General features: G+C 67.0%; 23 protein-coding genes and 1 pseudogene. 19 read left to right on the top strand and 5 right to left on the bottom strand.

Annotated features, from left to right (window positions below; genetic code table 11):
* Position 1: 1 nt before the first annotated feature.
* Complete coding sequence (aspS, locus tag ACOEQ1_RS02550) at positions 2 to 1,789, bottom strand: aspartate--tRNA ligase (protein ID WP_419757659.1); 1,788 nt, start codon at positions 1,787 to 1,789, stop codon at positions 2 to 4.
* Positions 1,790 to 1,978: 189 nt separating this feature from the next.
* On the opposite strand from aspS, the gene ACOEQ1_RS02545 reads away from it, so the two are divergent.
* Both ACOEQ1_RS02545 and glgX read left to right on the top strand, forming a co-directional pair.
* Positions 1,979 to 2,269 (top strand): hypothetical protein, encoded by a 291-nt coding sequence (locus ACOEQ1_RS02545; protein ID WP_419757658.1) that lies wholly within the window; start codon positions 1,979 to 1,981, stop codon positions 2,267 to 2,269.
* A 73-nt stretch (positions 2,270 to 2,342) separates the two neighbouring features.
* The gene (glgX, locus tag ACOEQ1_RS02540) at positions 2,343 to 4,601 is read left to right on the top strand and encodes a glycogen debranching protein GlgX (protein WP_419757657.1); all 2,259 of its coding nucleotides are present in this window, start codon (positions 2,343 to 2,345) and stop codon (positions 4,599 to 4,601) included.
* A gap of 52 nt (positions 4,602 to 4,653) precedes the next feature.
* On the opposite strand, the gene ACOEQ1_RS02535 is transcribed toward glgX, so the two are convergent.
* Together ACOEQ1_RS02535 and ACOEQ1_RS02530 are read right to left on the bottom strand one after the other, a co-directional pair.
* Positions 4,654 to 4,971 carry a hypothetical protein gene (locus ACOEQ1_RS02535; protein ID WP_419757656.1) on the bottom strand — a complete coding sequence of 106 codons (318 nt, stop codon included), beginning with the start codon at positions 4,969 to 4,971 and terminating at the stop codon, positions 4,654 to 4,656.
* Between the two features lie 112 nt (positions 4,972 to 5,083).
* On the bottom strand, positions 5,084 to 5,695 hold the full coding sequence (locus tag ACOEQ1_RS02530) for a GNAT family N-acetyltransferase (protein WP_419757655.1): 612 nt from the start codon (positions 5,693 to 5,695) through the stop codon (positions 5,084 to 5,086).
* Between the two features lie 97 nt (positions 5,696 to 5,792).
* Here ACOEQ1_RS02530 and ACOEQ1_RS02525 point away from each other — a divergent pair, with 97 nt between their 5' ends.
* The gene (locus ACOEQ1_RS02525) at positions 5,793 to 6,608 is read left to right on the top strand and encodes a PhzF family phenazine biosynthesis protein (RefSeq protein ID WP_419757654.1); all 816 of its coding nucleotides are present in this window, start codon (positions 5,793 to 5,795) and stop codon (positions 6,606 to 6,608) included.
* Positions 6,609 to 6,690: 82 nt separating this feature from the next.
* Positions 6,691 to 7,860, top strand: a pseudogene (gene rnd / locus ACOEQ1_RS02520) (ribonuclease D); the annotation flags it as partial.
* Positions 7,861 to 7,999: 139 nt separating this feature from the next.
* On the opposite strand, the gene ACOEQ1_RS02515 reads toward rnd, so the two are convergent.
* Together ACOEQ1_RS02515 and ACOEQ1_RS02510 are read right to left on the bottom strand one after the other, a co-directional pair.
* A complete protein-coding gene (locus tag ACOEQ1_RS02515; RefSeq protein WP_419757653.1) occupies positions 8,000 to 8,458 on the bottom strand; it encodes a hypothetical protein in 459 nt (152 codons plus the stop codon).
* 98 nt (positions 8,459 to 8,556) lie between these two features.
* Positions 8,557 to 9,825: an MFS transporter gene (locus ACOEQ1_RS02510; protein ID WP_419757652.1), complete on the bottom strand. Its 1,269-nt coding sequence runs from the start codon at positions 9,823 to 9,825 to the stop codon at positions 8,557 to 8,559.
* A gap of 117 nt (positions 9,826 to 9,942) precedes the next feature.
* Between ACOEQ1_RS02510 and der the strand changes: the two genes are divergently transcribed.
* The 15 genes from der (at position 9,943) to ftsH (ending at position 25,171) form a co-directional block, all read left to right on the top strand.
* Positions 9,943 to 11,319, top strand: coding sequence for a ribosome biogenesis GTPase Der (der, locus tag ACOEQ1_RS02505; RefSeq protein ID WP_419757651.1), 1,377 nt, complete (start codon positions 9,943 to 9,945; stop codon positions 11,317 to 11,319).
* Between the two features lie 200 nt (positions 11,320 to 11,519).
* The gene (gene lexA / locus ACOEQ1_RS02500) at positions 11,520 to 12,308 is read left to right on the top strand and encodes a transcriptional repressor LexA (RefSeq protein WP_419757650.1); all 789 of its coding nucleotides are present in this window, start codon (positions 11,520 to 11,522) and stop codon (positions 12,306 to 12,308) included.
* Between the two features lie 247 nt (positions 12,309 to 12,555).
* Positions 12,556 to 13,305, top strand: a complete 750-nt coding sequence (locus ACOEQ1_RS02495; protein ID WP_419757649.1) for a YebC/PmpR family DNA-binding transcriptional regulator — start codon at positions 12,556 to 12,558, stop codon at positions 13,303 to 13,305.
* Positions 13,306 to 13,329: 24 nt separating this feature from the next.
* Positions 13,330 to 13,845, top strand: a complete 516-nt coding sequence (gene ruvC / locus ACOEQ1_RS02490) for a crossover junction endodeoxyribonuclease RuvC (protein ID WP_419757648.1) — start codon at positions 13,330 to 13,332, stop codon at positions 13,843 to 13,845.
* Positions 13,842 to 14,450: a Holliday junction branch migration protein RuvA gene (gene ruvA, locus ACOEQ1_RS02485; RefSeq protein WP_419757647.1), complete on the top strand. Its 609-nt coding sequence runs from the start codon at positions 13,842 to 13,844 to the stop codon at positions 14,448 to 14,450. The genes ruvC and ruvA overlap by 4 nt, the downstream gene beginning before the upstream one ends.
* Positions 14,447 to 15,562, top strand: a complete 1,116-nt coding sequence (gene ruvB, locus ACOEQ1_RS02480) for a Holliday junction branch migration DNA helicase RuvB (protein ID WP_419757646.1) — start codon at positions 14,447 to 14,449, stop codon at positions 15,560 to 15,562. Before ruvA ends, ruvB begins: the two co-directional genes overlap by 4 nt.
* On the top strand, positions 15,559 to 16,029 hold the full coding sequence (gene ybgC / locus ACOEQ1_RS02475; protein ID WP_419757645.1) for a tol-pal system-associated acyl-CoA thioesterase: 471 nt from the start codon (positions 15,559 to 15,561) through the stop codon (positions 16,027 to 16,029). The genes ruvB and ybgC overlap by 4 nt, the downstream gene beginning before the upstream one ends.
* A 14-nt stretch (positions 16,030 to 16,043) precedes the next feature.
* Entirely contained in the window at positions 16,044 to 16,760 is a 717-nt protein-coding gene (tolQ, locus tag ACOEQ1_RS02470) for a protein TolQ (RefSeq protein ID WP_419757644.1), read from the top strand.
* A gap of 2 nt (positions 16,761 to 16,762) precedes the next feature.
* Positions 16,763 to 17,257: a protein TolR gene (gene tolR / locus ACOEQ1_RS02465; RefSeq protein ID WP_419757643.1), complete on the top strand. Its 495-nt coding sequence runs from the start codon at positions 16,763 to 16,765 to the stop codon at positions 17,255 to 17,257.
* Between the two features lie 101 nt (positions 17,258 to 17,358).
* Positions 17,359 to 18,570 carry an energy transducer TonB gene (locus ACOEQ1_RS02460; protein WP_419757642.1) on the top strand — a complete coding sequence of 404 codons (1,212 nt, stop codon included), beginning with the start codon at positions 17,359 to 17,361 and terminating at the stop codon, positions 18,568 to 18,570.
* Positions 18,571 to 18,590: 20 nt separating this feature from the next.
* Positions 18,591 to 19,979 carry a Tol-Pal system beta propeller repeat protein TolB gene (gene tolB, locus ACOEQ1_RS02455; protein WP_419757641.1) on the top strand — a complete coding sequence of 463 codons (1,389 nt, stop codon included), beginning with the start codon at positions 18,591 to 18,593 and terminating at the stop codon, positions 19,977 to 19,979.
* A 191-nt stretch (positions 19,980 to 20,170) separates the two neighbouring features.
* Positions 20,171 to 20,680, top strand: a complete 510-nt coding sequence (locus ACOEQ1_RS02450) for an OmpA family protein (RefSeq protein WP_419757640.1) — start codon at positions 20,171 to 20,173, stop codon at positions 20,678 to 20,680.
* Positions 20,681 to 20,858: 178 nt separating this feature from the next.
* Complete coding sequence (locus ACOEQ1_RS02445) at positions 20,859 to 21,731, top strand: hypothetical protein (protein ID WP_419757639.1); 873 nt, start codon at positions 20,859 to 20,861, stop codon at positions 21,729 to 21,731.
* A complete protein-coding gene (gene tilS / locus ACOEQ1_RS02440) occupies positions 21,725 to 23,017 on the top strand; it encodes a tRNA lysidine(34) synthetase TilS (RefSeq protein ID WP_419758625.1) in 1,293 nt (430 codons plus the stop codon). Before ACOEQ1_RS02445 ends, tilS begins: the two co-directional genes overlap by 7 nt.
* A gap of 213 nt (positions 23,018 to 23,230) precedes the next feature.
* Positions 23,231 to 25,171 (top strand): ATP-dependent zinc metalloprotease FtsH, encoded by a 1,941-nt coding sequence (gene ftsH / locus ACOEQ1_RS02435; protein ID WP_419757638.1) that lies wholly within the window; start codon positions 23,231 to 23,233, stop codon positions 25,169 to 25,171.
* The last annotated feature ends 17 nt before the right edge of the window (positions 25,172 to 25,188 follow it).

Raw genomic sequence — 25,188 nt, 5'->3', positions numbered from 1 at the left:
GTCATGTCTTGACGACCTTAGGTGGCAGCACAACCGCCAGCGAAAGCTCGCGTAGCCGAGCCGGCGTCACTTCGGCCGGCGCACCCATCATCAGGTCCTCGCCGCCCTGGCTGAGCGGGAAAAGGATGACCTCGCGAATATTGGGCTCGTCCGCCAGCAGCATGACCATGCGATCAATGCCGGGAGCCGAACCGCCATGCGGCGGGGCGCCGTAGCGGAAAGCCTGAAGCATGCCGCCGAAGCGCGCCTCGACCTCCTCGGCCGGATAGCCCGCGATCTCGAACGCCCGCAGCATGATGTCCGGCCGGTGGTTGCGGATGGCGCCCGAGGACAACTCGATCCCGTTGCAGACGATGTCATACTGGTAGGCGTTGATGGTCAGCGGGTCCTGGCTGTTGAGTGCCTCCAACCCGCCCTGCGGCATCGAGAACGGGTTGTGGCTGAAATCGATCAGCCCGGTCTCCTCGTTCAGCTCATACATCGGGAAGTCGGTGATCCAACAAAAGCGGAACGCGTTCTGTTCGATGAGGCCGAGGTCCGTGCCGAGCTTGGTCCGCACCGCTCCCGCGAACTTCGGCGTGGTGTCCGGCGTGCCTGCGGCAAAGAACACCGCATCGCCGGCCTTCAAACCGCAGGCCTCGGCGATGGCGGCAGCTCTCGCAGGCTCCAGATTGCGGGCGATCGGTCCCTTGGGGCCCTCGGCGTCGAAGGTGATGTAGCCGAGGCCGCTGGCACCCTCCGCCCGCGCCCACTCGTTGAGCTTGTCGAAGAAGGAGCGTGGGTTGCCGCCCGCGCCCGGCGCCGGAATAGCCCGCACGATCCCCCCGCCCGCCGCGATCTTGGCGAACAGGCCGAAGCCAGAGCCCGCGAAGTGCTCGGTCACGTCGGTGATGCGCAGCGGGTTGCGGAGGTCCGGCTTGTCCGAGCCATAGACCAGCAGCGCCTCGGCGTAGGGGATGCGCGGGAACGGCGCCGGCGTCACCGCGCGGCCTTGGCCGAACTCCTCGAACAGCCCCGCCATCACCGGCTCGAGGGTGGCGAACACGTCTTCCTGGGTAACAAAACTCATCTCGAAATCGAGCTGGTAGAACTCGCCGGGGGAGCGGTCGGCACGGGCCGCCTCGTCCCTGAAGCAGGGCGCGATCTGGAAATAGCGGTCGAACCCCGCGACCATGCAGAGCTGCTTGAACTGCTGCGGCGCCTGGGGCAGCGCGTAGAACTTGCCGGGGTGGTTGCGCGCCGGCACCAAAAAGTCGCGCGCGCCCTCGGGCGAGGAGGCGGTAAGGATCGGCGTCTGGAACTCGACGAAGCCCTGGTCGACCATGCGGCGGCGGATCGAGGCGATCACCCCGGCGCGCAGCAGCATGTTGCGATGGACGCGGTCCCGCCGCAGGTCGAGGAAACGGTACTTCAGCCGCAGATCGTCCGGGTAGTTGTGCTCGCCCGCCACCTGGATCGGCAGCACGTCGGCCGCCGACTGCACCTCGAGCGCGCGGACGCGCAGCTCGATGCCGCCGGTGGGCAGGCGAGGGTTCACGGTCGAGGGCTCGCGCGGCACGACCTCGCCGGTGACGGTGATGACGCTCTCGACCCGCAGCGCATCGGCGGCGGCGAAGGCTTCGGAGCCGGCCGGGAAGACGCACTGGGTGATGCCGAAATGGTCGCGGAGATCGATGAACAGCAGGCCGCCATGGTCGCGCTTGCTATGGACCCAGCCAGAGAGACGCGCGGTGATACCGGCGTCCGAGGGGCGCAGGGCGCCACAGCCATGGGTGCGGTAGGTGTGCATGGGCGAGGTCCTGGTGATCCGAAGGTGACGCGAGCGGGAGGGGCGGCAGACAAGGCCGCGCCCCCGGTGCTGTCAAGCGGCAGACGCGGATCGGCGCCGAGCCGTGCCGGAAGCGCATGACCGGCAAAGGTTTCGCTGTTCCACCGCGCGGCCTCAGACTATCCTCGGGCCGATGACCGAGGATGTTGGATGGACAATGACTCCGGCTGGGCCGCCCGCGAGATCACGCTGACGGCTCACGAGCACGAAGGCCATCGGGAAAAGCTCACCTTGCCCTGCCGCTGGGTCGAACTCGTTCAGGCCTGGGACGGAGGGGCAGATTCCTACTTCCTCGTGTCGGGTGTTCAGGCGGATCACCTGACCGACACGCCTTGGGAGTTCGTCGGCTTCAAGGACGGGCTCGGGAAGGTCCATCGCTACCATATCGGTGCGGCCACCCGGGCGGACGCCCAGGCAATCCGCCTGATGCGCGCCGGCTGAGGCACACCGCTTCCGTTGCGGACGGCCCGGACAGCCCCACCTCTGATCACACATACTTGTATCGGAGCCTCTCATGGCACTCTTCGGCAGCAGCGTCCGTGAGGGCTTGCCCTACCCGCTCGGCGCCACCTGGACCGGCCTCGGCGTCAACTTCGCCCTGTTCTCCGCCAACGCGACCAAGGTCGAGCTTTGCCTGTTCGACGCCCAGGGCGAGCAGGAGCTGGAACGCATCCCTCTGCCCGAATACACCAACGAGGTGTTTCACGGCTTCATCCCCGACCTCAGGCCCGGCACCTTCTACGCATACCGCGTCCACGGGCCATACGAGCCCGAGGCCGGGCACCGCTTCAACCCGCACAAGCTGGTGCTCGATCCGTATGGCAAGGCGGTCGTCGGTGAACTGACCTGGGATCCGGCTTTGTTCGGCTACACCATCGGGCATCCGGATGCCGATCTCTCCTACGACACGCGAGACAGCGCCCCCTTCATGCCGCGCTGCCGGGTGATCGACCCTGCCTTCACCTGGGGCCGGGACCAGCCGCCCGCGATCCCCTGGGAACGCACTGTCCTCTATGAGGCGCATGTTCGCGGCCTGACCAAACTCCACCCCGAGGTCGCACCGGAATCCCGCGGCACCTTTCGCGGCCTCGCCTCGCCGCCGATGATCCGGCACTTCAAGCGCCTCGGCGTCACCACCATCGAGATCCTGCCGATCCACCGGTTCGTCGACGACAGTTATCTCGTGGAACAGGGCCTCACCAACTACTGGGGCTACAACACGCTCTGCTTCTTCGCCCCAGCGCGCCGCTACGCGCAGACGCCGGAGACCGCCTATTCCGAGTTCAAGGAGATGGTCGCGCGCCTGCATGATTCCGGGCTCGAGATCATTCTCGACGTCGTCTACAACCATACGGCCGAGGGCAATCATCTCGGCCCGACCCTGTCCTTCAAGGGCATCGACAACGCCAGCTATTACCGCCTGCTGCCCGACCAGAAGCGCTACTACATCAACGACACCGGCACCGGGAACACGCTGAACCTCAGCCATGCCCGCGTCATCCGCCTCGTCAACGACAGTCTGCGCTACTGGGTGACCGAGATGCATGTGGACGGCTTCCGCTTCGACCTCGGCACAATCCTCGCGCGCGAGCCGCACGGCTTCGACGAACAGAGCGGCTTCCTCAAGGCCGTCGAGCAGGACCCGGTGCTCGACGCCGTCAAGCTCATCGCCGAGCCGTGGGATTGCGGCCCCGGCGGCTACCAGGTCGGCGGCTTCCCGCCGGGATGGGCCGAGTGGAACGACAAGTTCCGCGATACCGTGCGCGCCTTCTGGAAGGGCGACGATGCGCAGATGCCGGCCCTCGCCTCCCGCCTCACCGGCTCGGCGGATGTGTTCGGGCGCAGGGGCCGCAAGCCCTGGGCCTCGGTCAACTTCATCACCGCCCATGACGGTTTCACGCTGGCCGATCTCGTGAGCTACAACGAGAAGCACAACGAGGCCAACGGCGAGAACAATCGCGACGGGCACTCGCATAACCTGAGCTGGAACTGCGGCGCCGAGGGGCCGACCGACGATCCGGAGATCAACGCGATCCGGGAGCGGCAGATCCGCAACATGCTGGCGACGCTGCTGCTCTCCAAGGGGACGCCGATGCTCATGGCCGGTGACGAACTCGGCCGCACGCAGCAGGGCAACAACAACGCTTATTGCCAGGACAACGAGATCAGCTGGGTCGACTGGAACATGGGCGCGCGCGGCGAGGCGCTCACCCGCTTCACCGCGCGTATTTCGGCGCTGCGTCGGCGTTTCCCCCTGCTCACCCGCGGACGTTTCCTCAACGGCGAATGGGACGAAACGCTCGGCCTGAAGGATGTCACCTGGCTCGCCCCGGACGCGACAGAAATGGCGGACGAGCAATGGGCAGAGGGACATGCACGTTGCATGGGCGTGCTGCTCGACGGCCGCGCACAGGCGACCGGCATCGTGCAACGCGGCAACGACGCCACGCTGCTGATGATTCTCAATGCCTACCACGATGTGGTGGCGTTCACCTTGCCCGAGGTGGTTGGCGGCCGCGAGTGGCGGCTGCTGATCGACACCAACCTGTCGGACGAGGACACCGCCGGCGAACCCAATTTCCCGTTCGAGCATCCTTACTCAGTGACCGGCCGGTCTCTGCTGCTGTTCGAACTCGTGCTCGAGCCGACCTACGGCGTGGCGCGGACGAAGCGGCGAGCGGTGCATGTTCCGCCGCGCCCGGTGGCGGCCGACCAGACCTACGCGGCGACGCTCGCAATCGTCGAGGCGGAGATGGCGGCCGAAGAGGCTTGACCCGTCACTCAGGCCGCGGCGCTTGACCCCGGCCTGAGTTGCCTGCGCCTGTTCAGCCGGCCGGATGGAACCCGGCGCTGTCGGCTTCCATCTTGCACGCATAGAAGCCGTGGCTTGCCATCCCGGAGGAGCCGGACACCATGTGGTAGGTGAGCCCCTTGCCGTTCGACCAGACGATCGTGTCGCCGGGGCAATGCGCCTGCGCGGCCGCGACAGTCGGGAAACGGTGGTGCGTGCCGAGGCCGGTCGTCGCACCCATGCTCTCGCTCGCCGACGAAGCGGACTGCGCCATAGCAACGGAAGCCGTAGTCAGCCCCCCGATAATTGTCAGAGCGGGCAGAACGCCCCAAAACCGGTTGAGCGTCGTCATCTTTTCCATCTCCTTGTCTTACGCCTTGTGGGCATTTAACACGAAACGGACGTGGCGCCGGGCGAAACCTTTGCAAGATGCCGTGCGTCTTGCGGTAGGCCCCGGTGGTCGATCAGCGCGGCCTTTCCAGCAGCCATCGCAGGTGAGTTTGGATCGCCGGCCACTCGGCCGCGGTGATGCTGTAGACACAGGTGTCCCGCAGGCTGCCGTCCTTGGCCCGCGTGTGGCACCGCAGGATGCCATCGAGCTTCGCGCCAAGCCGCTCGATCGCGCGACGGCTCTGCTGGTTCAGGAAGTGGGTCCGGAACTCGACGGCGATGCAGTCGAGCGTCTCGAAGGCATGGCCGAGCAAAAGGAGCTTGGCCTCCGTATTGAGCCCGCTCCGCTGCACGGAGCGCGCGTACCAGGTGGAGCCGATCTCCACGCGCCGGTTGACGGCGTCAACATTCATGTAGGTCGTCATGCCCGCAATCACGCCCTCCGGCTCGGAGAAGACCGTGAAGGGCGCCATGGACCCCGCCTCCTGCAGCCCGAGACGGCGCGCGATCTCCGTGGCCATGGCGTCCGGGTCCGGCACCGAGGTGTACCAAAGACGCCAGAGCGCCCCATCCTCGGCGGCGGCGACAAGCCCGTCATGATGCTCGGACGAGAGCGGTTCGAGACGGACGTGACGCCCGGTGAGCGAAACGGCGCGGATCGGGTCGGCAGGTGGCGGCTGGGTCAAATCGGATCGCTCTGTTGTGGGTGAGCATCCTCCGCCAGCGTGAGGGTTGGGGCAAGCGGCTGGCGCTGGCGGCGGCGCTTCCGCTAAAACGTCGCCCATGCGCACCCTCTCGATGTTCCAGATCGACGCCTTCGCCGAGCGGCTGTTCACCGGCAACCCGGCCGCTGTGCTCATCCTCGACGAATGGCTGGATGACGCGATGTGCCAGGCGATCGCGGCCGAGAACAACCTCGCCGAAACCGCCTTCGCCTGCCGGCGCGACGACGAGAGCGGTATCTTCGAGCTGCGCTGGTTCACCCCGACGCAGGAGGTTGCCTTCTGCGGTCATGCGACCCTCGCCACCGCCCATGTGCTCGCCACGGCCTATGGCATCGGCGGCGAGATCACCTTCGCGACGCGGGAGGTCGGAATGCTCCGGGTCAGGCCCGAGGGCGACCGCGCCTACACGCTCGACCTCCCCAGCCTGCCGCCGCGGGAGATCACGCCGCCGCAGGCACTCGCGGGCTTGTTCCCCTCCGGCTGGCGGACCGTGCTGCAGGCGATGGACAACCTCTTCGTGGTGCTTGAGAGCGAGGCCGAGGTCCGAGGGTATAATCCGGATATGGTCGGCATCCTCGCGCTCACCGGACTGTCCCTCTGCATCACCGCGCCGGGCGATGCCGCCGGGCCGTTCGACTTCGTCTCACGGTACTTCGCGCCCGGGGTCGGCATTCCCGAGGACCCCGTCACCGGTTCCATCCATTCGAGCCTCGTGCCCTATTGGGCGGATCGCCTCGGCCGGAACGCGCTCGCCGCTTTTCAGGCCTCGCGGCGCGGCGGGAGGCTCGATTGCAGGCTGGCGGACGACCGGGTGCAGGTCACCGGCCGGGCGCTCACCTTCATGGAGGCGGAGATCACGCTGCCCGTGCAGTAGCGCCCGATGCGGAACCGGCCTGGCGGTTCGGCATCGGGGCCCGGCTCTGGCCTATAAAAGAACGGGCCTATAGAAGACTGGAATGCCGCGTCAGCCCCGGGCCGAGTTCCCGCACCCCGTCTTCATCACCGATACCGCATCGCTCGCCGCCCTCTGCGCACGCCTCGCGGCCGAGCCCTTCGTCACCATCGACACGGAATTCATCCGCGAACGAACCTATTGGCCGGAGCTCTGCGTGGTTCAGCTCGGGGGCGCCGACGATGTCGCCGTGATCGACGCCCAGGCCGAAGGGATCGATCTCGCCCCGCTCGGCGCGCTTCTGGCCAACGAGAGAGTGGTCAAGGTTTTTCATGCCGCCCGCCAGGATGTGGAGATCTTCCTGCTCATGTTCGGCGCGACACCCTCGCCGATCTTCGACACCCAGATCGCCGCCATGGTGGGAGGGTTCGGCGACCAGGTCGGCTACGACGCCCTCGTCTCCGCCCTCACCGGCACGCAGATCGACAAGTCTCACCGCTTCAGCGACTGGTCGGCGCGCCCGCTTTCCGCCTCGCAGCTCGCCTATGCCGCCGCCGATGTGACGCATCTGCGCGTCGTCTATGAAAAGTTGCTCGACCGCCTGGCGCGCGAGGGCCGCACGGATTGGGTGCAGGAGGAGATGGCGGCGCTCACCGACCCCACGCTCTACCGTGCCGATCCGGAGGCGATGTGGCTGCGGCTGAAGCTGCGCCCGAACAGCCGGCGGCAGGCAGGGTTGCTGCGCGCGATTGCCGCCTGGCGCGAGCGGGAGGCCCAGCGGGTTAACATCCCGCGTGGCCGGCTGTTGAAGGACGAGGCGATCCCCGAAATCGCAGCGCTCGCTCCGGACACCGCGGATGAACTGACCCGCGCGCGCGGGGTCACGCGCGGCTTCGCGGAAGGGAAGAGCGGCCAGTCATTGCTCGCGGCCATTGCGGAGGCCAAGGCACTTCCGGAGTCAGGCCTGCCTGACACCGCCCCTCGTGCCGATCGCGATACCCCGCGCGCCTCGCCGGCTTTGGTGGCGCTGCTTCGCGTTCTGCTGGCAGCAAAGAGCGAGGAGCATGGGGTGGCTCCGCGTATGCTGGCATCGAGCGACGATCTCGACAGACTAGCCACTGATGAAAGGCCGGATGTGCCGGCTGCGCAAGGCTGGCGATGGCGGATGTTCGGGGAAGCCGCGATGGCGCTTCGCGAGGGACGCATCGCTATCGCCGCTCAGGGCAAACGGATCGTGCTGGTTAACCTCGCGACCGAGGCCGTTCCAGACGCCCGGCGACCGTCATCGCCGGGTGATACATCCGAAGCGCGTTAACCGCCACACGTCGCCGACATCGGTTACAATTTTCCGTGAGCCATCACGTTGATCGGCGTCACGCGTCCGCGTGATCGGCGGAACCCCAGTTCGTCTGAGCGTCTGCGCCCGACTCATCGACATCGTGGCCGTTGCCTTCCGCCGCGAACTCACGAGCCTTCCGCTTGCCGCGGCGAATGATTTCCCGCGTTTCGACCGCCTCGGCGGGGGACTCGTGCCGCGCATTCCGGCCTGCCCGTCGCTCGCTGCTCGCCAGCTGCATCGTCAGGACATCCACCTGCTCCGCCGCCTCGACGGCAACGATCCGGAGTTCTTTGTTCTTGACGCGCAATGTGGCGTTTGCACGCTCGAGCTTCTCGACCCGAGCCCGCAACTCTTCCTTGCTGGCCGAGCCCGTGACCACGGCGGGCGGCTTTGCCGCGCTGCGCTGCCTTGAGGCGCTCGTCTTCACGGTGGCGCCGCGCCCGGTCGACGGGCGTCCCGCCGAACTTGTTTTAGCCAATGTCACACGCGCCATAACTACCGATTCCTTTTTGCTGATGGGACGGATCTGCCCACAGGTCATCCCTTTGTTGGAATATGTGCATTCAACCCTGTCCGGTCGAGGGTGTCGGCTTAGAGTTTACCGTCCGCCCCTGCGACTTTTCCACGGTCAACCGAGTCCATGCCAGAGTGCGATACATGAATATGAGGCAGAAACATCGCCAAAAGTCCAATCGCAGGCAAGATTGAGCACAGACGATACGTCACCACAATACCGTAATGATCCGCAACGACGCCGATTGCGGCAGCTCCGAGGCCACCCATTCCAAATGCCAGCCCAAAGAAGAGTCCCGAAATGAGGCCGACCCGTCCAGGCACCAACTCCTGCGCGTAGACGATCATCGCCGGCATTGCCGAGGAGAGTACGAACCCGATGATGAACGAAAGAACCAGCGTTCCGCCCAAACCGACGAACGGAAGCGCCAGCGTGAAGGGAAGAACACCCAGGATCGAAACCCAGATCACGACTTTGCGACCGAGCCGGTCCCCGATCGGTCCGCCCACGACCGTGCCCAGCGCGGCGGCTCCCAGAAAGACGAACAGCATGAGCTGAGCATGCTGGATTGAGAGGCCAAAACGGTGGATCAGGTAGAACGTGTAGTAGCTTGAGATGCTGGCCAGATAGAAGAACTTCGAAAAGACGAGTGCGATGAGGATCGCCATCGTCACGGCGACCTTACCCGGCGGCAGGGCCTCGTGCGGATGCATGGCCACGCGCGGGCGCCTGCGGTGAGCCGCCATCCGGTTCTGGTACCAGCGGCCGACAAGGCTCAGCACGACCATGCCGACGAGCGCGATACCCGAGAACCAGACGATGCTGCCCTGCCCGTTCGGGACGACGATGAAGGCGGCCAAGACAGGGCCGATCGCTGTGCCGAAGTTGCCTCCCACCTGAAACACCGATTGCGCGAGGCCATGGCGGCCGCCCGAGGAAAGCCGCGCGACGCGTGAAGATTCCGGGTGGAAGATCGAGGAGCCAATACCGATCATGGCCGCTGCGGCCAGCAGCATTGGAAAACTCGGGGCGCGGGACAGCATGATCAACCCGAGCATTGTGAACCCCATGCCCACCGCGAGCGAGTAGGGCTGCGGCCTTTTGTCCGTGACCATGCCGACGATTGGCTGGAGCAACGATGCCGTCACCTGGAAAACAAAGGTGAGCAGCCCGATCTGGCCGAAGTTCAGGCTGAATTTCGTCTTCAGCGTCGGGTATATCGCCGGCAACAGGGACTGCATCGTGTCGTTTAGAAAATGGGAGAAACTGATCGCGAGCAGAACCGCGAAGACCACACCCTCTGGCGCTAAGGCGGGTCTGGTGTCCACCCTGGTACTGCTACTCATGATCATTCCTTATTCGATACTATCACGCGCGGGCCTGCATTCGATTCCGGAGCGCTGGCCACGCATTCCGCTTTACCCTTACCTGTAAGCGCAATTAGGCGGTATTGCGGGCATCGCATGGAAACCCCGCTGATCGTGATCGCCGGCCGCCCGAATGTCGGCAAAAGTAGTTTGTTCAACCGTCTGGTCGGGCGGCGGCAGGCGCTGGTCGCCGATCAGCCCGGCCTGACGCGCGACCGTCAGGAAGCAACCGCAGTGCTCGGCGGCCGGCTTGTCCGGATCGCGGATACGGCGGGGCTTGAGGAGGCACCCCCCGAGAGCCTCTCCGGCCGCATGCGCGCCGGCGCCGCCTCCAGCCTGGAGCAGGCCGACCTCATCGTCTTCGTGGTCGACGCCCGCGCCGGCATTCTGCCCCCCGATGCACATTTCGGCGCATGGCTGCGCCGGCTGGGACGGCCCGTGCTGCTTGTCGCCAACAAGACCGAGGGGCGCGCGGGCTATAACAACGCGCTCGACGCCTATTCGCTGGGGCTTGGCGAACCACTGTCGGTCTCCGCCGAGCATGGCGAGGGGCTTAGTCATCTGATGAGCACCATCGCGGAGATGCTGCCGCCTGCTCCGGAAGCCCCCGAGGGCACCGATGATGAGGCAGCCGGTGCAGAGGGTGATGACGCGACCAAGCCGCTGCGTCTGGTGGTGCTGGGACGGCCGAACGCCGGGAAGTCGACCCTGGTCAACCGGCTGCTCGGCGAGAACCGCATGCTGACGGGGCCGGAGCCCGGCATCACCCGGGACGCCATCACCCTGCCTATGAGGGACGTGGACGGGCGTGAGTTCCAGCTCGTCGATACCGCCGGGCTGCGCCGCCGCGCGCGCGTTCAGGACGAGGTCGAGAAACTCTCGACCGGCGCCACCATCAATGCCATGCGGTTTGCGGAAGTGGTGGTCCTGGTGGTGGATGCGGTTGACGGCCTGCACGACCAGGACCTGCAGATCGCCCGGTTGGTGGAGCGTGAGGGGCGCGCCATGGTCGTGGCGCTGAACAAGTGGGATGCCGTCGAGGACCGGGATGCTGCGCGCAAGGCGGTCTCCGACCGGCTGGAGCGGAGTCTGGCGCAGCTCAAGGGCATTCCCGTGGTGACGTTGAGTGCGATGACCGGCGCCAACGTGCAGAAGCTGCTGCCTGCGGTACGCGCCGTGCACGACACCTGGAACAAGCGGGTGACGACCTCGGCGCTCAACCGCTGGTTCGAGGATGCGATCAGCCGCCATCCGCCGCCAGCGGTCCAAGGGCGGCGGCTGAAGCTTCGCTACGTGACGCAGGCCAACGCCCGGCCCCCTACCTTCGTTGTCTTCGGCACCCGCGCCGAGGCAACGCCCGAGGACTATCGCCGCTACCTGATCAACGCCTTGCGGGAGGTTTTCGACTTGCCGGGCACGCCGATCCGCCTCGACTTCCGTGGCACGGTCAATCCGTTCCGCGACAAGGATTGACCGGCCCGGCGGTGGCCGGGCAGCAAAGCCCTTGTCAACCCTGTGCTTGACGCGGCTGCGAGCGACCTCCTAGAAGGAGCGAGTTGCTGATTTGTTCGCCATAATCACGATTTGGTTATGATCTCGATCACTCTGTGGTCGCGATTCGTTCCAGTCGCCGAGGCGGGAATCGGCAGGCTGGTGCCAAGCAGGGGTTGATCATGTTGACGCGCAAGCAGCACGAGTTGCTGATATTCATCGACCGTCATCTCAAGTCCTCGGGCTATTCTCCGAGCTTCGACGAGATGAAGGAGGCGCTGAACCTCCGGTCCAAGTCCGGCATCCACCGGTTGATCTCGGCGCTGGAGGAGCGTGGGTTCCTGAGCCGCCGCCACCATCAGGCGCGCGCTCTCGAGGTTCTGCGCCTGCCGGGAGACAACGGGCCGGCGATGACGGTGGTGGGCGGTCAAGCCGCCGCCGTCCGCGTGGTGCCCGAACGTGGTCCTGCCGCGGTGACGCGAGATTTGCCGAAGCGGCCCGAGGGGGCTCCGGGTTTCGCACCCACGGTCATCCAGGGTGATTTCTCGGCGCGTCTGGCCGGGGTGCGGGCTGCGGCCGAGGTGGGCGCGGTGCAATTGCCGCTCTACGGGCGGATCGCTGCCGGCCTGCCAATCGAGGCGATGCGCGACGCCACCAGCTTCTTCGAAGTTCCGGTGGCGCTGCTGGGGCCGGGCGAACACTACGCGCTCGAGGTTGCCGGTGATTCCATGATCGACGCAGGCATTCAGGATGGCGACACGGTCATCATCCGCCGGGCAGAGACGGCGGAGAACGGCCAGATCGTGGTCGCGCTTGTCGATGAGGAAGAAGTGACGCTGAAGCGGCTCCGCCGGCGCGGCAACTCCGTGGCCTTGGAGCCCGCGAACCAGCGGCACGAGAGCCGCATCTTCCCGGCCGAGCGGGTGCGCGTGCAGGGGCGCCTCGTGGCCCTGATGCGCCGGTATCAGTAACCCGATCACCAGATAGTTCGTATGTGGGAATATCCGCGGACCGGTCGATCCGCGGTGACCAACGGCCCGCCTCGTCTCCGCGCCGTCACGACGACGACGCGACCGATGTTCGGGCAATGCCTGAAGCCAAAGGCGCCACACCGGTGCCTCTTCAGGCATGCGGCGCTTAGCAAGACGACCTTGACGCGGCGGCCCGGCTTGGCGGAGAGACCGTCACCCAGTCCATCCCGCTTCCGGAGCCTCGACCATGGCCGGCCATAGCCAGTTCAAGAACATCATGCACCGCAAAGGTGCACAGGACGCCCGCCGGGCCCGGCAATTTGCCAAGCTCATCCGCGAAATCACCGTCTCCGCGCGGCAGGGCCTGCCCGACCCTGCCTCCAACCCCCGGCTGCGCACCGCCGTGCTCGCCGCGCGGAAGGAGAACATGCCCAAGGATACGGTCGACCGCGCCATCAAGAAGGCCTCCGGCGCCGCGGCCGGCGAGGACTACGCCGAGGTGCGCTACGAGGGCTACGGCCCGTCCGGCGTCGCCGTCATCGTCGAGGCGTTGACCGACAACCGGAACCGCACCGCGTCGGACATCCGCTCAGCCTTCAACAAGCATGGCGGAGCGCTCGGCGAGACCAACGCCGTGAGCTTCATGTTCGACCGGTTGGCGGTCATCCGCTACCCGGCGGGCGTCGCCGATGCGGACGCCATGCTCGAGGCCGCGATCGACGCCGGCGCCGACGATGTCGAGAGCACCGCCGAGTGGCACGAGATCACCGGCGCACCCGACAGCTTCTTCGCCATGCAGGACGCGCTGGAGAGCAGGTTCGGAGCGCCGGAAAGCGCCAAGCTCGACTGGCGGCCCAGGACGACAGTGCCGGTGGATGAGGACGCCGCCACATCGGTTCTGAAACTGCTCGACGTCCTCGACGAATCAGACGATGTGCAGAACGTCTACGCCAACTTCGACCTACCCGAGTCGCTGCTTCAGAAACTCTCCGCCTGATGACCCTAGGATGACCCGCACCGCTTGATCCGCATTCTCGGCATCGATCCTGGGCTTCGCGTCACCGGCTGGGGCGTGGTGGAGGCGGAGGGAAACCGTCTTCGTCATGTCGCCGACGGCATCGTCATGACGGATGGCGATGCGAGTGTGCCCTCGCGTCTGCGCGCGCTGCACGAGGCGCTGACCGCGCTCATCGCCGCCTATGGCCCGCAGGAGGCGGCGGTGGAAGAAACCTACGTGAACGCCAACGCGACAGCGACGCTCAAGCTCGGTTATGCGCGCGGCGTCGCCTTGCTCGCGCCGGCGCTGGCGGGCCTCTCCGTCGCCGAATACGGCGCCAAGACCGTGAAGCTCTCCGTCGTCGGGACAGGCGGCGCCGACAAGGTCCAGGTCGGGCTCATGGTCCGCCGCCTCCTACCGGGCGCCACGCTCAAGCGGGCGGACGCCGCGGATGCGCTGGCCGTCGCCATCTGCCACGCCCACCATCGCACGACGCGCGTCTCCTGGGGTCGCGCCGCCGTCGCCGGAAACGGGCGATGATCGGCAGCCTGCGCGGAACCGTCGAGGGGCAGGAGGATGGCCGTTGCGTGATTGAAACGGGCGGCGTCGGCTATGTCGTTCATGCGTCGTCACGCACGCTCGGCGCGCTGCCCCCGCCGCCGGCCGAGGCCCGCCTGCTCATCGAAACCTTCGTGCGCGAGGATGCGATCACGCTTTTCGGCTTCGCGACCGCTGCCGAACGCGCCTGGTTCCGCCTGCTGACGACCGTGCAGGGGGTCGGGCCGCGGGTGGCGCTCGCCATCCTCTCGGCGCTCTCGGCCGATGAACTGTCGTTCGCCATCGCTTCGGGGGATCGGGCGTCTCTGGGGCGGGCGTCGGGCGTCGGTCCCAAGCTCGCCGCCCGGCTGGCGCTGGAGCTTAAGGAAAAGGCCGGATCGCTGGCCTTGCCGGTAACGCTGGCGGAGGGCATCGCGGCGCCCTCCCTCCCCGGCGGCGCTGTGGGCGATGCGCTTTCGGCGCTGATGAACCTCGGCTACCGGCGGCCGGAGGCGCAGGCGGCACTCAACCGTGCGGGCGCGAAGCTGGGCGATGAGGCGGATGTGGCGGCGCTCATTCCGGCGGCTCTGCGGGAACTCGCGCGATGACCACCCGCCCGACACGGCGCAAAGCCGCGCCTGCCGCGCCAGAGATCGACACGGAACGGGACATCTCGCCCGTGCGCGCGCCCGAAGATACCGGCGAGGCCAGCCTTCGCCCGCAGGTGCTGGCCGAGTTCATCGGCCAGGAGTGTAGCCGGCGGAACCTCGCGGTCTTCATCGAGGCCGCCCGCGGCCGTGGCGAGGCGCTCGACCATGTCCTGCTGCACGGGCCGCCCGGCCTCGGCAAGACGACCCTCGCCCAGATCGTGGCGCGCGAACTCGGCGTGGGCTTTCGCGCGACCTCAGGACCGGTGATCCAGAAGGCCGGCGACCTCGCCGCCATCCTCACCAACCTGCAGCCGCGCGACGTCCTTTTCATCGACGAGATCCACCGTCTGCAGCCCGCCATCGAGGAGGTGCTCTATCCCGCGATGGAGGACTTCCAGCTGGATCTGGTCATTGGCGAAGGTCCCGCCGCGCGCTCGCTGCGGATCGACCTGCCGCCCTTCACCCTGGTCGGCGCGACAACCCGTGCCGGACTGCTCGCGACTCCGCTGCGCGACCGCTTCGGTATTCCCCTGCGGCTGGTCCTTTATAGTGCGGAGGAGCTCCGCGTCATCGTTGCCCGCGGCGCGCGGCTGCTCGGCTTCGACCTGTCGGACGAGGGCGCCGTCGAGATCGCCCGCCGGTCTCGCGGCACACCCCGTATCGCCGGCCGCCTGTTGCGCCGCGTGCGGGATTTTGCGGCAGTCGAGGGGCAGGCGCGGGTCGACCGCACCATCGCCGATGCCGCGCTGACGCGACTCGAGGTCGACGGGCGCGGTCTGGACGCCATGGATCGCCGCTACCTCAGGCGCATCGCCGAGCATCACGCGGGTGGTCCGGTCGGTGTCGAAACGCTCGCGGCGGCCTTGGCCGAGGCGCGGGACACCCTCGAGGACGTGGTTGAACCCTACCTCATTCAGGAAGGCTTCATCCTACGCACGAGCCGGGGGCGGATGCTGGGCATGCCGGGATGGCAACACCTCGAACTGCAACCGCCGCCGCTCCTCCCCGAGCAGCGGGATTTGCTGGCGCCCGATCTTTTCTTTCCCGGAACCTCGGATCCTGCACCATGAGCGATGACGATGCGCTGTCGATCAGCGGCGGAGTGCATCGCTACGGCCTGCGCGTGTATTTCGAAGACACCGACACGGGCGGTTTCGTCTACCATGCTAATTACTTGCGATTCGCGGAACGGGCGCGGACGGAAGCGTTGCGTGCCATGGGCCTGCCCCATTCGGAGATGATGCTGCACCATGGCATTATCTTCGTGGTGCGCCATGCGGAGTTGGACTATCAGCGCCCTGCCCGTTTGGATGATTGGCTGACGATCGAGACAGGCACCGTATCTGTCGGTGGCGCCTCGGTCCGGCTAAGCCAGCGGGTCAGGCGTGGCGAGGAGTTGATCGCGGTCGTGGATTTGACGCTGGTGAGCCTTCGCCTGCAAACGGGGCGCGCGGAGCGTTTGCCCGCGCCTTGGCGTGTTGCACTAACGGCTATGGCTAAGGCTGGGGCCGCCAACGCGCCCAAGCCCGCTAAATAAGAGGGGTTCGAGATTTGGATCAGGCGGTCAATGCCTCGCAGCTGGCGGCGCCCGGGAGCAGCCTGTCGCTCTGGGGCCTGTTCTTGCAGTCGGATATCGTCGTCAAGCTGGTGATCCTCTGCCTGCTGCTGGCGAGCATCTGGGTCTGGGCGATCATCTTCGAGAAGGTCACGACGATTCGCCGCGCCAACCGCGACGCCAATACGTTCGAGGACCACTTCTGGTCCGGCGGCAGCCTGGATGAGCTTTACGACCATGAAGGCCAGAAGCCCGATCACCCGATGGCGGCCGTATTCGGCGCCGCCATGGGCGAATGGCGCCGTACCGCGCGCATAGCCGGCGCCGACATCAGCCAGACGGCGGTCCGCGAGCGTGTCGACCGCGCCATGAACGTGACGATCCAGCGCGAGATGGAGCGGATGGAGCGCTGGATGATCTTCCTCGCCTCGATCGGCGCCACCGCCCCCTTCATCGGCCTCTTCGGCACGGTCTGGGGCATCATGCACAGCTTCTCGGCCATCGCCGCCATGCACAACACGAACCTTGCCGTGGTCGCCCCCGGTATCGCCGAGGCGCTGTTCGCAACCGCGATCGGCCTCGTCGCCGCGATCCCCTCGGTGCTCGCCTACAACGCGATCGGCACGGACCTCGCCCGCTACGCCGCGCGGCTGGAAGGCTTCGGCACCGAGTTCAGCGCCATCCTGTCGCGCCAGACGGAAGAGAGGGCCTGACGATGGCGATGGGTGGAATAGGCGGCGGTCGGCCGGGTCGTGGCCGCTACCGCCCGCTGGCGGAAATCAACGTCACGCCGCTGGTCGACGTCATGCTGGTCCTGCTCATCATCTTCATGGTGACGGCGCCGCTGATGACGTCGGGTGTCACCGTCGACCTGCCGAAGACCAGCGCCAATCCCGTCAACGCCGATGCCCAGCCGATCACGATCTCCATCAATGCCCAGGGCAAGGTGTTCCTCCAGAACGACGCGGTGGATATCGGCGATCTCGTGTCCCGGCTCCAGGCAGTAACGAACGGGCAGACCGACCGCCGCATCTTTGTCCGCGGCGACCAGAGCATCTCCTACGGCCAGATCATGCAGGTCATGGGCACGATCGTCTCCGGCGGCTTCAGCAAGGTGGCGCTTCTCGCCCAGCAGCCAAGCGGCTCCAGTCCGGGCGGCGTGGGGCCGGTGACCGGCGGCACCGACGCACCTGCGGCGAGCGGCCAGTAGGCCGGGATCGCGGCGACCCTCCGCCCCATCATGGATTGCGCCCACTCATTGGATGACTTTTTGGCTTCGCCCAGCCTCCCCATCGCGCCGCAGGGATGCGCATGAACCCGCCGATGCGTCGTGCGGCGACCGTCTCGATCGCGCTCCACGTCCTGCTTCTGGTCGCGCTGATCGTTTCGCTTCCGTCGAAAAAGCCTGACGATACCCAGGATCTCGCGGCGGTCTCGGTCGATTTTGTCGGGCCTGCGGCACCCGCTCAGCAGGCCCAGCGGCAGGATACCAACGCCGCGCCCGCGAACACGCAGACGGTGGTGAAGGCGCCGATGGCGACACAGGCGCCACAGCCGACGCCGCTCGTCGATGCGCCGCCGCCACCGCCGCCACCGCCGCCGCCGCCCTCGGTGACGCCGACGAACCAACCCCCGGTGCCGACCCCGCCACCACCGGCTCCTGCACCGCCGCAGACGGTGACGCCGCCGCAGCCGCCACAGCCGGACACACCGCCGCTGCCAACTCCCCCGGCGCCCGCGCCGCCGGCTTCGCAGCCGCCGCCGCCACCGCCTTCGCCGTCGGCCGAACCGCTGCCGCCGCCGCCGCCCCCCGCCCCGCCGCAGCCGCAACAGGCGCCTTCGCCGCCGAAGCCGGCCGAGCGCCCGAAGCCGCCCAAGCCCGCGCCAACGCCGCCTGTGCATACGGAGACGCCTCCGGCGCCCCCTGCACCGCCCGCGCCGCCGTCTCAGCCGTCACCGCAGGAGACGGCGCAGGCGACGCCTGCTCTACCGATGCCGCCGCCGCCCGCGCCCCCGGCGCCACCCGCGCCGGTCAGCCCAACGACGCAGCCGCACCCGACGGCCAATCCTACCGTGATGAGTTCGACCGTCCTCAACACGCTTGAGAAGCTGCGCTCGATGAGCGTCAACCAGAAGGCACCGACGGACCGCTACAACCCGGCGCAAGGTGGCGCGCCGCATGGCGGCGGCAACCCGAACAACAGCGATGCGACCGCCTCGCTGACCTCTGCCCAGCGCGGCGCCATCGGCGACAAGGTGCGGGAATGCTGGACGATCGATAGCGGCGCCGAGGGCGTCCAGAACATGTCCGTCATTCTGAAGGTGACGACGGATGCCACCGGCACCGCCCGTCTCGCGCAAGTGGGCGCCGCCGATCAGGGTCGCGTCAACACCGACCCGGTCTTCCGCGCCTTCGCCGAACGCGCGGTCCGCGCGGTGCTCGACTATCGCTGCTCGGCGCTTCCTCTGCCGCCCTCGCTTGAAGGCCGGCCGCAAACCTTCACCTTTCGGTTCAGCCCGTGACACGAAAGCAGGAACTGCACATGACCGACATCTTCGAAACCTCTGGCCAGCCTGACGTTCCCGCCCCCGATCTACCAGGAACCATCCGCCGCATCACCCGGCGCGGCATGATCGGCACGACGCTCGCCACGACGCTCGCCGTCCCTGCGTTTGCACAGAGCGCGCCGCCCGCCGCGGCGCCTTCCTCCACTGCGCCCACCAGCGCCGTCATCGACGTGAACCGCGCCCGCACAGCCCCGATCCCGATCGCCATCCCGGCCTTCGCGGGTGGCACCAGCGCCGGCGACATGGTCGGCGTCATCTCGAACGACCTCAACAACTGCGGCCTGTTCCGCATCGTCGACGGCTCCGGCGTGGCCGCCACGCCCGCGGGCGGGGCTCCGGACTTCGGCGCCTGGAAGGGCACCGGCGCGCAGGCGCTCGTGACCGGCAGCATCACCCAGAACGGCGACCAGCTACGGGTGGAGTTCCGCCTGTGGGACATCCTGCCCGGCACCCAGCTGCAGGGCACCGCCTACACGACGGGCGCCGCCAACTGGCGCCGGATCGCGCACATCATCGCCGATGTCGTCTATCAGCGGCTGCTCGGCGAGAAGGGCTATTTCGACACCCGCATCGCCTACATTTCGACGACGGGACCAGGCAACAACCCGACCAAGCGCCTCGCCATCATGGATCAGGATGGCGCCAACAACCGTTTCCTGACCGATGGCAGCTGGACGGCGCTCGGACCCCGCTTCAGCCCCACGCGCGACCAGATCGCCTTCATCAGCTACATCAACAAGGCGGTGCGGGTTTATCTGTTCGACCTCGGCACCGGAACGCGGTCGCTCGTCGGCAACTTCCGCACCATGACCTTCGCCCCGCGCTTCACGCCCGACGGCGCCGGCATCGTCATGTCGCTTTACCGGAACGGCGGCTCGGACATCATCACCTGCTCGCTCGACGGCGGCGACGTTCGCACGCTGACCAACACCGGCGCGATCGACACCTCTCCCTGCTTCAGCCCGGACGGCAGCCAGATTGTCTTCGAGTCTGACCGCGGCGGCGATCAGCAGCTTTACGTCATGGGCGCGGACGGGTCCGGCGTGCGCCGGATAAGCTTCGGTCCGGGCCGCTACGGCGACCCCGTCTGGTCGCCGCGGGGCGACCTCATCGCCTTCACGCGGCTCGGCGACACCTTCGCGATCGGCGTCATGGCGCCGGACGGTTCAGGTGAACGAATTCTGTCCGAAAGTTATGATGTGGAGGCGCCAAGCTTCTGCCCCAACGGTCGTGTCATCATGTTCCAGCGCGGGGATGGCCGGTCATCTCGACTTGTGACGATCGACATTACAGGTTTCAACGAACAGGCGTTGCAGACCTCGACAAGCGCCTCCGACCCGGCGTGGTCACCGTTACTGTCCTGACAGGCGATCTTTTCTGTCGCGAGAGGCTGCAATTCGAGAAATGAACAACACCTTACTTGACCAGTAACGTCAGCGGCGGTAAGCGCGGCCAACCTGATGATCCCTTGGCTACCAGGTCGACTCCGCCTGACGTTACAATGTTGCCGCGCCGATACCTCGTGAACACGAACCCCTGTAGGGATTAGATTGCAATGAACATCAAATTGCTGGGCGCATTCGCCGCTGTTGCACTGCTGGCTGCCTGCGCCAAACCTGCCGCGACACAGATGTCCACAGGTAATGGCGCCGCGATGACAACCGGCCCCGCGCCCGGCAGCGAGGAAGACCTCGTCGCCAACGTCGGCGATCGCGTCTTCTTTGGTTTCAACGCTTCCTCCCTGACCACCGACGCCACCACGACCTTGTCGCATCAGGCTGGCTGGCTGCAGAAGTTCCCGCAGATCGCGGTGCTCGTGGCCGGCAACTGCGACCCGCGCGGCACCGAGGAATACAATCTGGCCCTCGGCCAACGCCGCGCCGACGGCGCCCGCGACTACCTCGTGGCCCAGGGCGTCAATGGCTCGCGCATTCAGACCATCAGCTACGGCAAGGATCGTCCGGTGGCGCAGGGTAACGACGAGGGCTCCTACAGCCAGGACCGCAACGCCATCACCTCCGTGCAGGGCCACAACCCGCAGGAAGGCACCGGCGCGTCCTCCTAAGCTTCGCCCACCGGACCGCTGTCAGGCCACGGGACGACGACCAATGGCGGGCACACGTTGCCCGCCATTTTCTTGGGCGTCCCCCGGTCCCAGCGTTGACGCGGCTGTTCATCATGACGGGCGGAAGTGGCGGTGCTAGAAGCAGCCGCGAATGCGTCGCCGAGGAGATGACTCACCTATGAAGAGAATCCTGCTGGCCGGGCTTTGCGCCGGCGCCCTCTGTGCGTGCCTTCTTCCGGGTGCGGCCCTGGCGCAGGATGGTAGCGTGACGAGCCGCGAAGGCATCACGCTGCAAAATCAGATATTGGCTGTGCAGAATCAGGTGCAGCAGTTGCAGGCGCAGTTGCAGCAGGTGCAGGCCAATGGCGGCGGCGGCAGTTCCGCGCCGGCCCCTGTGGAGAGCGGCGGCAGCGGCACGCTTGTCACGCAGCTTCTGCAACGGGTCAGCACGCTGGAGGACGAGGTCCGCACGCTCACCGGCAATCTCCAGCAATTGCAGAACCAGGTCGACACCCAGAACGCCCAGGTCAACAAGCAGATCGGCGACCTCACCTTCCAGATGCAGAATGGGCAGAGCGGCTCGGGTAGCGCCGCCGGCAGCGGCGCCCCGGGCGGGTCAGGGCAGTCGGCTGCCGCGCCGCCCGCCGCCGCGCCAGCCGTGGCGGTGCCGACCCCCGAAGACCTCATGCAGCGCGGGGTTCTTGCGTTGCATGAGGGGCATTACCAGGATTCCGAGGGCATCGCCCGGGAGATCCTCGCCAAGCATCGCGGCTCACCTCGCGCCTATGACGCTCAGTATCTTCTTGCCCAGTCTCTTCAGGGTGAGCAGCGTTACCAGGCGGCGGCGCTCGCCTTCGACGACGCCTACAACATGAACCACAAGGGACCGCGGGCGCCGAACGCCTTGCTCGGGCTTGCCATGACCCTGGCCTCGATCAACCAGAAGGCCGCCGCCTGTGACACGCTGAGGACGCTGCACGCGCAGTTCCCGTCGCCTCCGCATTATCTGGTCCCGCCGATTTCCGCCGCGCATCACCGGCTGGGCTGCTGAGACTTTATCCCATCGGCGGGGCAGAGTTCGCCTCGCTGCTCGAGCCTCTAGGGCCGTTCGGCACGCCGCCGCGGCTGGGGCTCGCGGTTTCCGGCGGCGGCGACAGCCTCGCCCTCGCCGTCCTCGCCGCCGATTGGGCTCGGGCGAAAGGCGGGTCGGTTCTCGCGCTCATCGTCGACCACGGCCTGCGCGCCGAAGCCGCCGCCGAGGCCGCCGCCGCCGCCTCGACCCTCGCGGGCCTCGGCATCCCTGCCCGCGTCCTCACGCTCGACACCCTCGGACCCGGCACGAGCCTGCCCGCCCGCGCCAGGATCGCGCGCATGGCGGCGCTAGAGGCCGCGTGCCGGGAGGCCGGCATCATCGATCTGCTGCTCGGGCATCATGCCGCGGATCAGGCCGAGACCGTCGTCATGCGGCAGCTCCGGGGGAGCGGTCGCGACGGTCTTGCCGGAATTGCGGCCATCAGCGAAACGGCGTCGGTGCGTCTGCTGCGCCCTCTGCTTGGAACGGCACCGGGGCGGCTGCGGGCGGTGCTTGTCGACCGCGGCCTGGGCTGGGCCGAGGACCCGACCAATGCCGACCGCCACTTCACCCGCGCCCGATTGCGGGCCGCGCGCGCGGATGCCGCGGGCGACGGGCCTGCCACGCGCGCTCTGGCCGCATCCGCCGCGGCGGATGCGCAGGCGCGGCGCGAGGCGGAGCGTTGCGTGGCGGAGTGGCTTGGCACCGTTGCCGCCATTCGCCCGGAAGGCTTCGCGGTGCTGCCAGACGCACCCTGGCCGCCGGCCGCACTGGCCGCTGTGCTTCGGACCATTGCCGGCGCAAGCTATCCGCCGCCGCCTGAGGCTGTTGCCCGCATTGCCGAAGCGCCTGCCCCGGCGATCGGCCGCGGCATCTGCCTGGCCGGAACGCTGCTGCGGCCGGCTGGCCGGTTGGGCCCGGGCTTCCTCATCTGCCGGGAGGCTGCCGCCACGGCGCCCGAGGTTCCCGCTGAGGCCGGTGCCCGGTGGGATGGGCGGTTTCGGCGGCACCAGGAGGATCCCGATCTGCCCGGCGAGACGATGGGTGCGCTAGGCTCCGACGCCGAGCGCTTCCGAAGCCTGTCGGACCTTCCGGCGGCGGTGCTGGAGACGCTGCCGACGTTTCGTAATCCGAAAGGCGAGCTTGTCGCGGTGCCCGCTCTGTTGTGGCCTGACAGACAGATGCTTGACCCACGACGCCTGCTGTTCCACCCGCCGCGTCCGGCCCTCGGGGCCGCCTTCAACGGGACCGTCGTGTCGCCTTGACAAAGCTGTCATGCCGCGACCGCCCGCCCGACATGAAGATGGGGATGCTTTGCACCGAAAGACTTCCTATCTTTAAGGTGACAATGCGGAATATCATGCGCTCTGTTTACACCACGGGGGCACTTGTGCCCGCCGATGTTGTTTTGCGACGCGGGTTGAGAGGCGAATGCGGGCTTTGGCAGCCCGGACGCCGGTTAGGAACTGGATGACGTGATGAGCAATTTCGGTCGCAACCTTGCCTTGTGGGTGATCATCGCACTGCTGCTGGTGGTGCTGTTCAGCCTGTTCCAGCCCGGGGGCATCCGCGGCAACAGCAACACCACCAATGTGACTCAAATGGCCTACTCCGAGTTCCTGGACTCTGTGAAACAGGGCAACGTCAAGGACGTGGTGATCCAGGATCGCAACGTGAGCGGGGATCTGAAGGACGGTCGCGCCTTCCAGACCTACACTCCCGACGATCCGTCGCTGGTGCAGACGCTGACCGCGAAGAACGTCGAGATCGTCGCCAAGCCTGCCGATGCCGATAGCAACCCGCTGCTGCATTACCTGCTCTCGTGGTTCCCGATGCTGCTGTTCGTCGGCGTGTGGATTTTCTTCCTCCGCCAGATGCAGTCGGGCGGCGGCCGCGCGATGGGCTTCGGCAAGTCCCGCGCCCGGCTTCTGACCGAGAAGCAGGGCCGCGTAACGTTTGAAGACGTGGCCGGCATCGAGGAGGCCAAGACCGAGCTTGGCGAGGTCGTTGAATTCCTCAAGGACCCGCAGAAGTTCCAGCGCCTTGGCGGCAAAATCCCCAAGGGCGTGCTGCTGGTAGGTCCGCCGGGCACCGGCAAGACGCTGCTCGCCCGCGCCATCGCCGGCGAGGCGAATGTGCCGTTCTTCACGATCTCCGGTTCTGACTTCGTGGAGATGTTCGTGGGTGTCGGCGCCAGCCGGGTCCGTGACATGTTCGAGCAGGGTAAGAAGAACGCGCCCTGCATCATCTTCATCGACGAAATCGACGCCGTCGGCCGTCATCGTGGCGCGGGCCTCGGCGGCGGCAACGACGAGCGTGAGCAGACCCTCAACCAGCTGCTCGTCGAGATGGACGGGTTCGAGAGCAACGAGGGCGTCATCCTCATCGCGGCGACGAACCGCCCCGATGTGCTCGATACGGCCCTGCTGCGGCCGGGCCGCTTCGACCGTCAGGTCGTCGTGCCGAACCCGGACGTTAACGGGCGCGAGCGTATCCTGCGCGTGCACATGCGGAAGGTCCCGTTGGCGGCCGACGTCGATCCCAAGACCATTGCTCGCGGCACGCCCGGCTTCTCCGGTGCCGATCTGGCGAACCTTGTGAATGAGGGTGCATTGCTCGCCGCCCGTCGCGGCAAGCGTGTCGTGGCGATGGCTGAGTTCGAGGACGCCAAGGACAAGGTCATGATGGGTGCGGAGCGCCGCAGCCTTGTCATGAGCGACGACGAGAAGAAGATGACGGCCTATCACGAGGCTGGTCACGCGCTATGCGCCATGCTCGAGCCGGAATGCGATCCGGTCCACAAGGCGACGATCATTCCGCGTGGCCGTGCTCTGGGTCTGGTGATGAGCCTGCCCGAGGGCGACCGTTACTCCAAGAGCAAGTCCAAGCTGTTGGGCGAGCTGACGATGGCGATGGGCGGCCGTGCGGCGGAAGAGATCATCTTCGGCGCCGACAAGGTTTCAAATGGCGCGGCCGGCGACATCAAGATGGCGACCGACCAGTCCCGCCGGATGATCACGGAATGGGGCATGAGCGACAAGCTCGGCATGATCGCTTACGGCGATAATGGGCAGGAGCTTTTCCTCGGCCACTCGGTGACGCAGCACAAGAACGTCTCGGAAGTGACGGCGCGCGAGATCGACAGCGAGATCAAGAGCATCATCGATGCGGCCTACTTCAAGGCAAAGACCATCCTGTCGGATCACATCACGGCGTTGCACGCGATCGCCCGCGCTCTGCTCGAGTTCGAGACGCTGACGGGCGACGAGATCCGCGGCGTGTTGCGCGGTGAGCCGGTGGTCCGGAAATCGGTGGACGATCTGCCGCCGCCGGAGAACCGCCGGGCGTCGGTTCCTTCCGCTGGTCGTCCGGTCCCTCCGATCCCGGGCAACATGGGTCCTTCCCCGCACCCGGTCTGACGGTTGCACCTCGATCT

It is taken from the genome of Acidisoma sp., from assembly GCF_965199065.1.
GTDB lineage: Bacteria > Pseudomonadota > Alphaproteobacteria > Acetobacterales > Acetobacteraceae > Acidisoma.
This window is presented reverse-complemented; position numbering and strand designations above follow the sequence as displayed.

What these genes read in the sequence shown, in the direction of transcription:
- ftsH (WP_419757638.1), top strand. Translation starts at nt 23,231, where the DNA reads ATGAGCAATTTCGGTCGCAACCTTGCCTTGTGGGTGATCATCGCACTG.
- ACOEQ1_RS02545 (WP_419757658.1), top strand. Translation starts at nt 1,979, where the DNA reads ATGGACAATGACTCCGGCTGGGCCGCCCGCGAGATCACGCTGACGGCT.
- ACOEQ1_RS02525 (WP_419757654.1), top strand. Translation starts at nt 5,793, where the DNA reads ATGCGCACCCTCTCGATGTTCCAGATCGACGCCTTCGCCGAGCGGCTG.
- ACOEQ1_RS02510 (WP_419757652.1), bottom strand. Translation starts at nt 9,825, where the DNA reads ATGAGTAGCAGTACCAGGGTGGACACCAGACCCGCCTTAGCGCCAGAG.
- ACOEQ1_RS02450 (WP_419757640.1), top strand. Translation starts at nt 20,171, where the DNA reads ATGAACATCAAATTGCTGGGCGCATTCGCCGCTGTTGCACTGCTGGCT.
- aspS (WP_419757659.1), bottom strand. Translation starts at nt 1,789, where the DNA reads ATGCACACCTACCGCACCCATGGCTGTGGCGCCCTGCGCCCCTCGGAC.
- ruvA (WP_419757647.1), top strand. Translation starts at nt 13,842, where the DNA reads ATGATCGGCAGCCTGCGCGGAACCGTCGAGGGGCAGGAGGATGGCCGT.
- ACOEQ1_RS02460 (WP_419757642.1), top strand. Translation starts at nt 17,359, where the DNA reads ATGAACCCGCCGATGCGTCGTGCGGCGACCGTCTCGATCGCGCTCCAC.
- ACOEQ1_RS02445 (WP_419757639.1), top strand. Translation starts at nt 20,859, where the DNA reads ATGAAGAGAATCCTGCTGGCCGGGCTTTGCGCCGGCGCCCTCTGTGCG.
- ybgC (WP_419757645.1), top strand. Translation starts at nt 15,559, where the DNA reads ATGAGCGATGACGATGCGCTGTCGATCAGCGGCGGAGTGCATCGCTAC.
- lexA (WP_419757650.1), top strand. Translation starts at nt 11,520, where the DNA reads ATGTTGACGCGCAAGCAGCACGAGTTGCTGATATTCATCGACCGTCAT.
- ACOEQ1_RS02515 (WP_419757653.1), bottom strand. Translation starts at nt 8,458, where the DNA reads ATGGCGCGTGTGACATTGGCTAAAACAAGTTCGGCGGGACGCCCGTCG.
- ACOEQ1_RS02495 (WP_419757649.1), top strand. Translation starts at nt 12,556, where the DNA reads ATGGCCGGCCATAGCCAGTTCAAGAACATCATGCACCGCAAAGGTGCA.
- tolB (WP_419757641.1), top strand. Translation starts at nt 18,591, where the DNA reads ATGACCGACATCTTCGAAACCTCTGGCCAGCCTGACGTTCCCGCCCCC.
- ACOEQ1_RS02535 (WP_419757656.1), bottom strand. Translation starts at nt 4,971, where the DNA reads ATGACGACGCTCAACCGGTTTTGGGGCGTTCTGCCCGCTCTGACAATT.
- der (WP_419757651.1), top strand. Translation starts at nt 9,943, where the DNA reads ATGGAAACCCCGCTGATCGTGATCGCCGGCCGCCCGAATGTCGGCAAA.
- ruvB (WP_419757646.1), top strand. Translation starts at nt 14,447, where the DNA reads ATGACCACCCGCCCGACACGGCGCAAAGCCGCGCCTGCCGCGCCAGAG.
- tolR (WP_419757643.1), top strand. Translation starts at nt 16,763, where the DNA reads ATGGCGATGGGTGGAATAGGCGGCGGTCGGCCGGGTCGTGGCCGCTAC.
- glgX (WP_419757657.1), top strand. Translation starts at nt 2,343, where the DNA reads ATGGCACTCTTCGGCAGCAGCGTCCGTGAGGGCTTGCCCTACCCGCTC.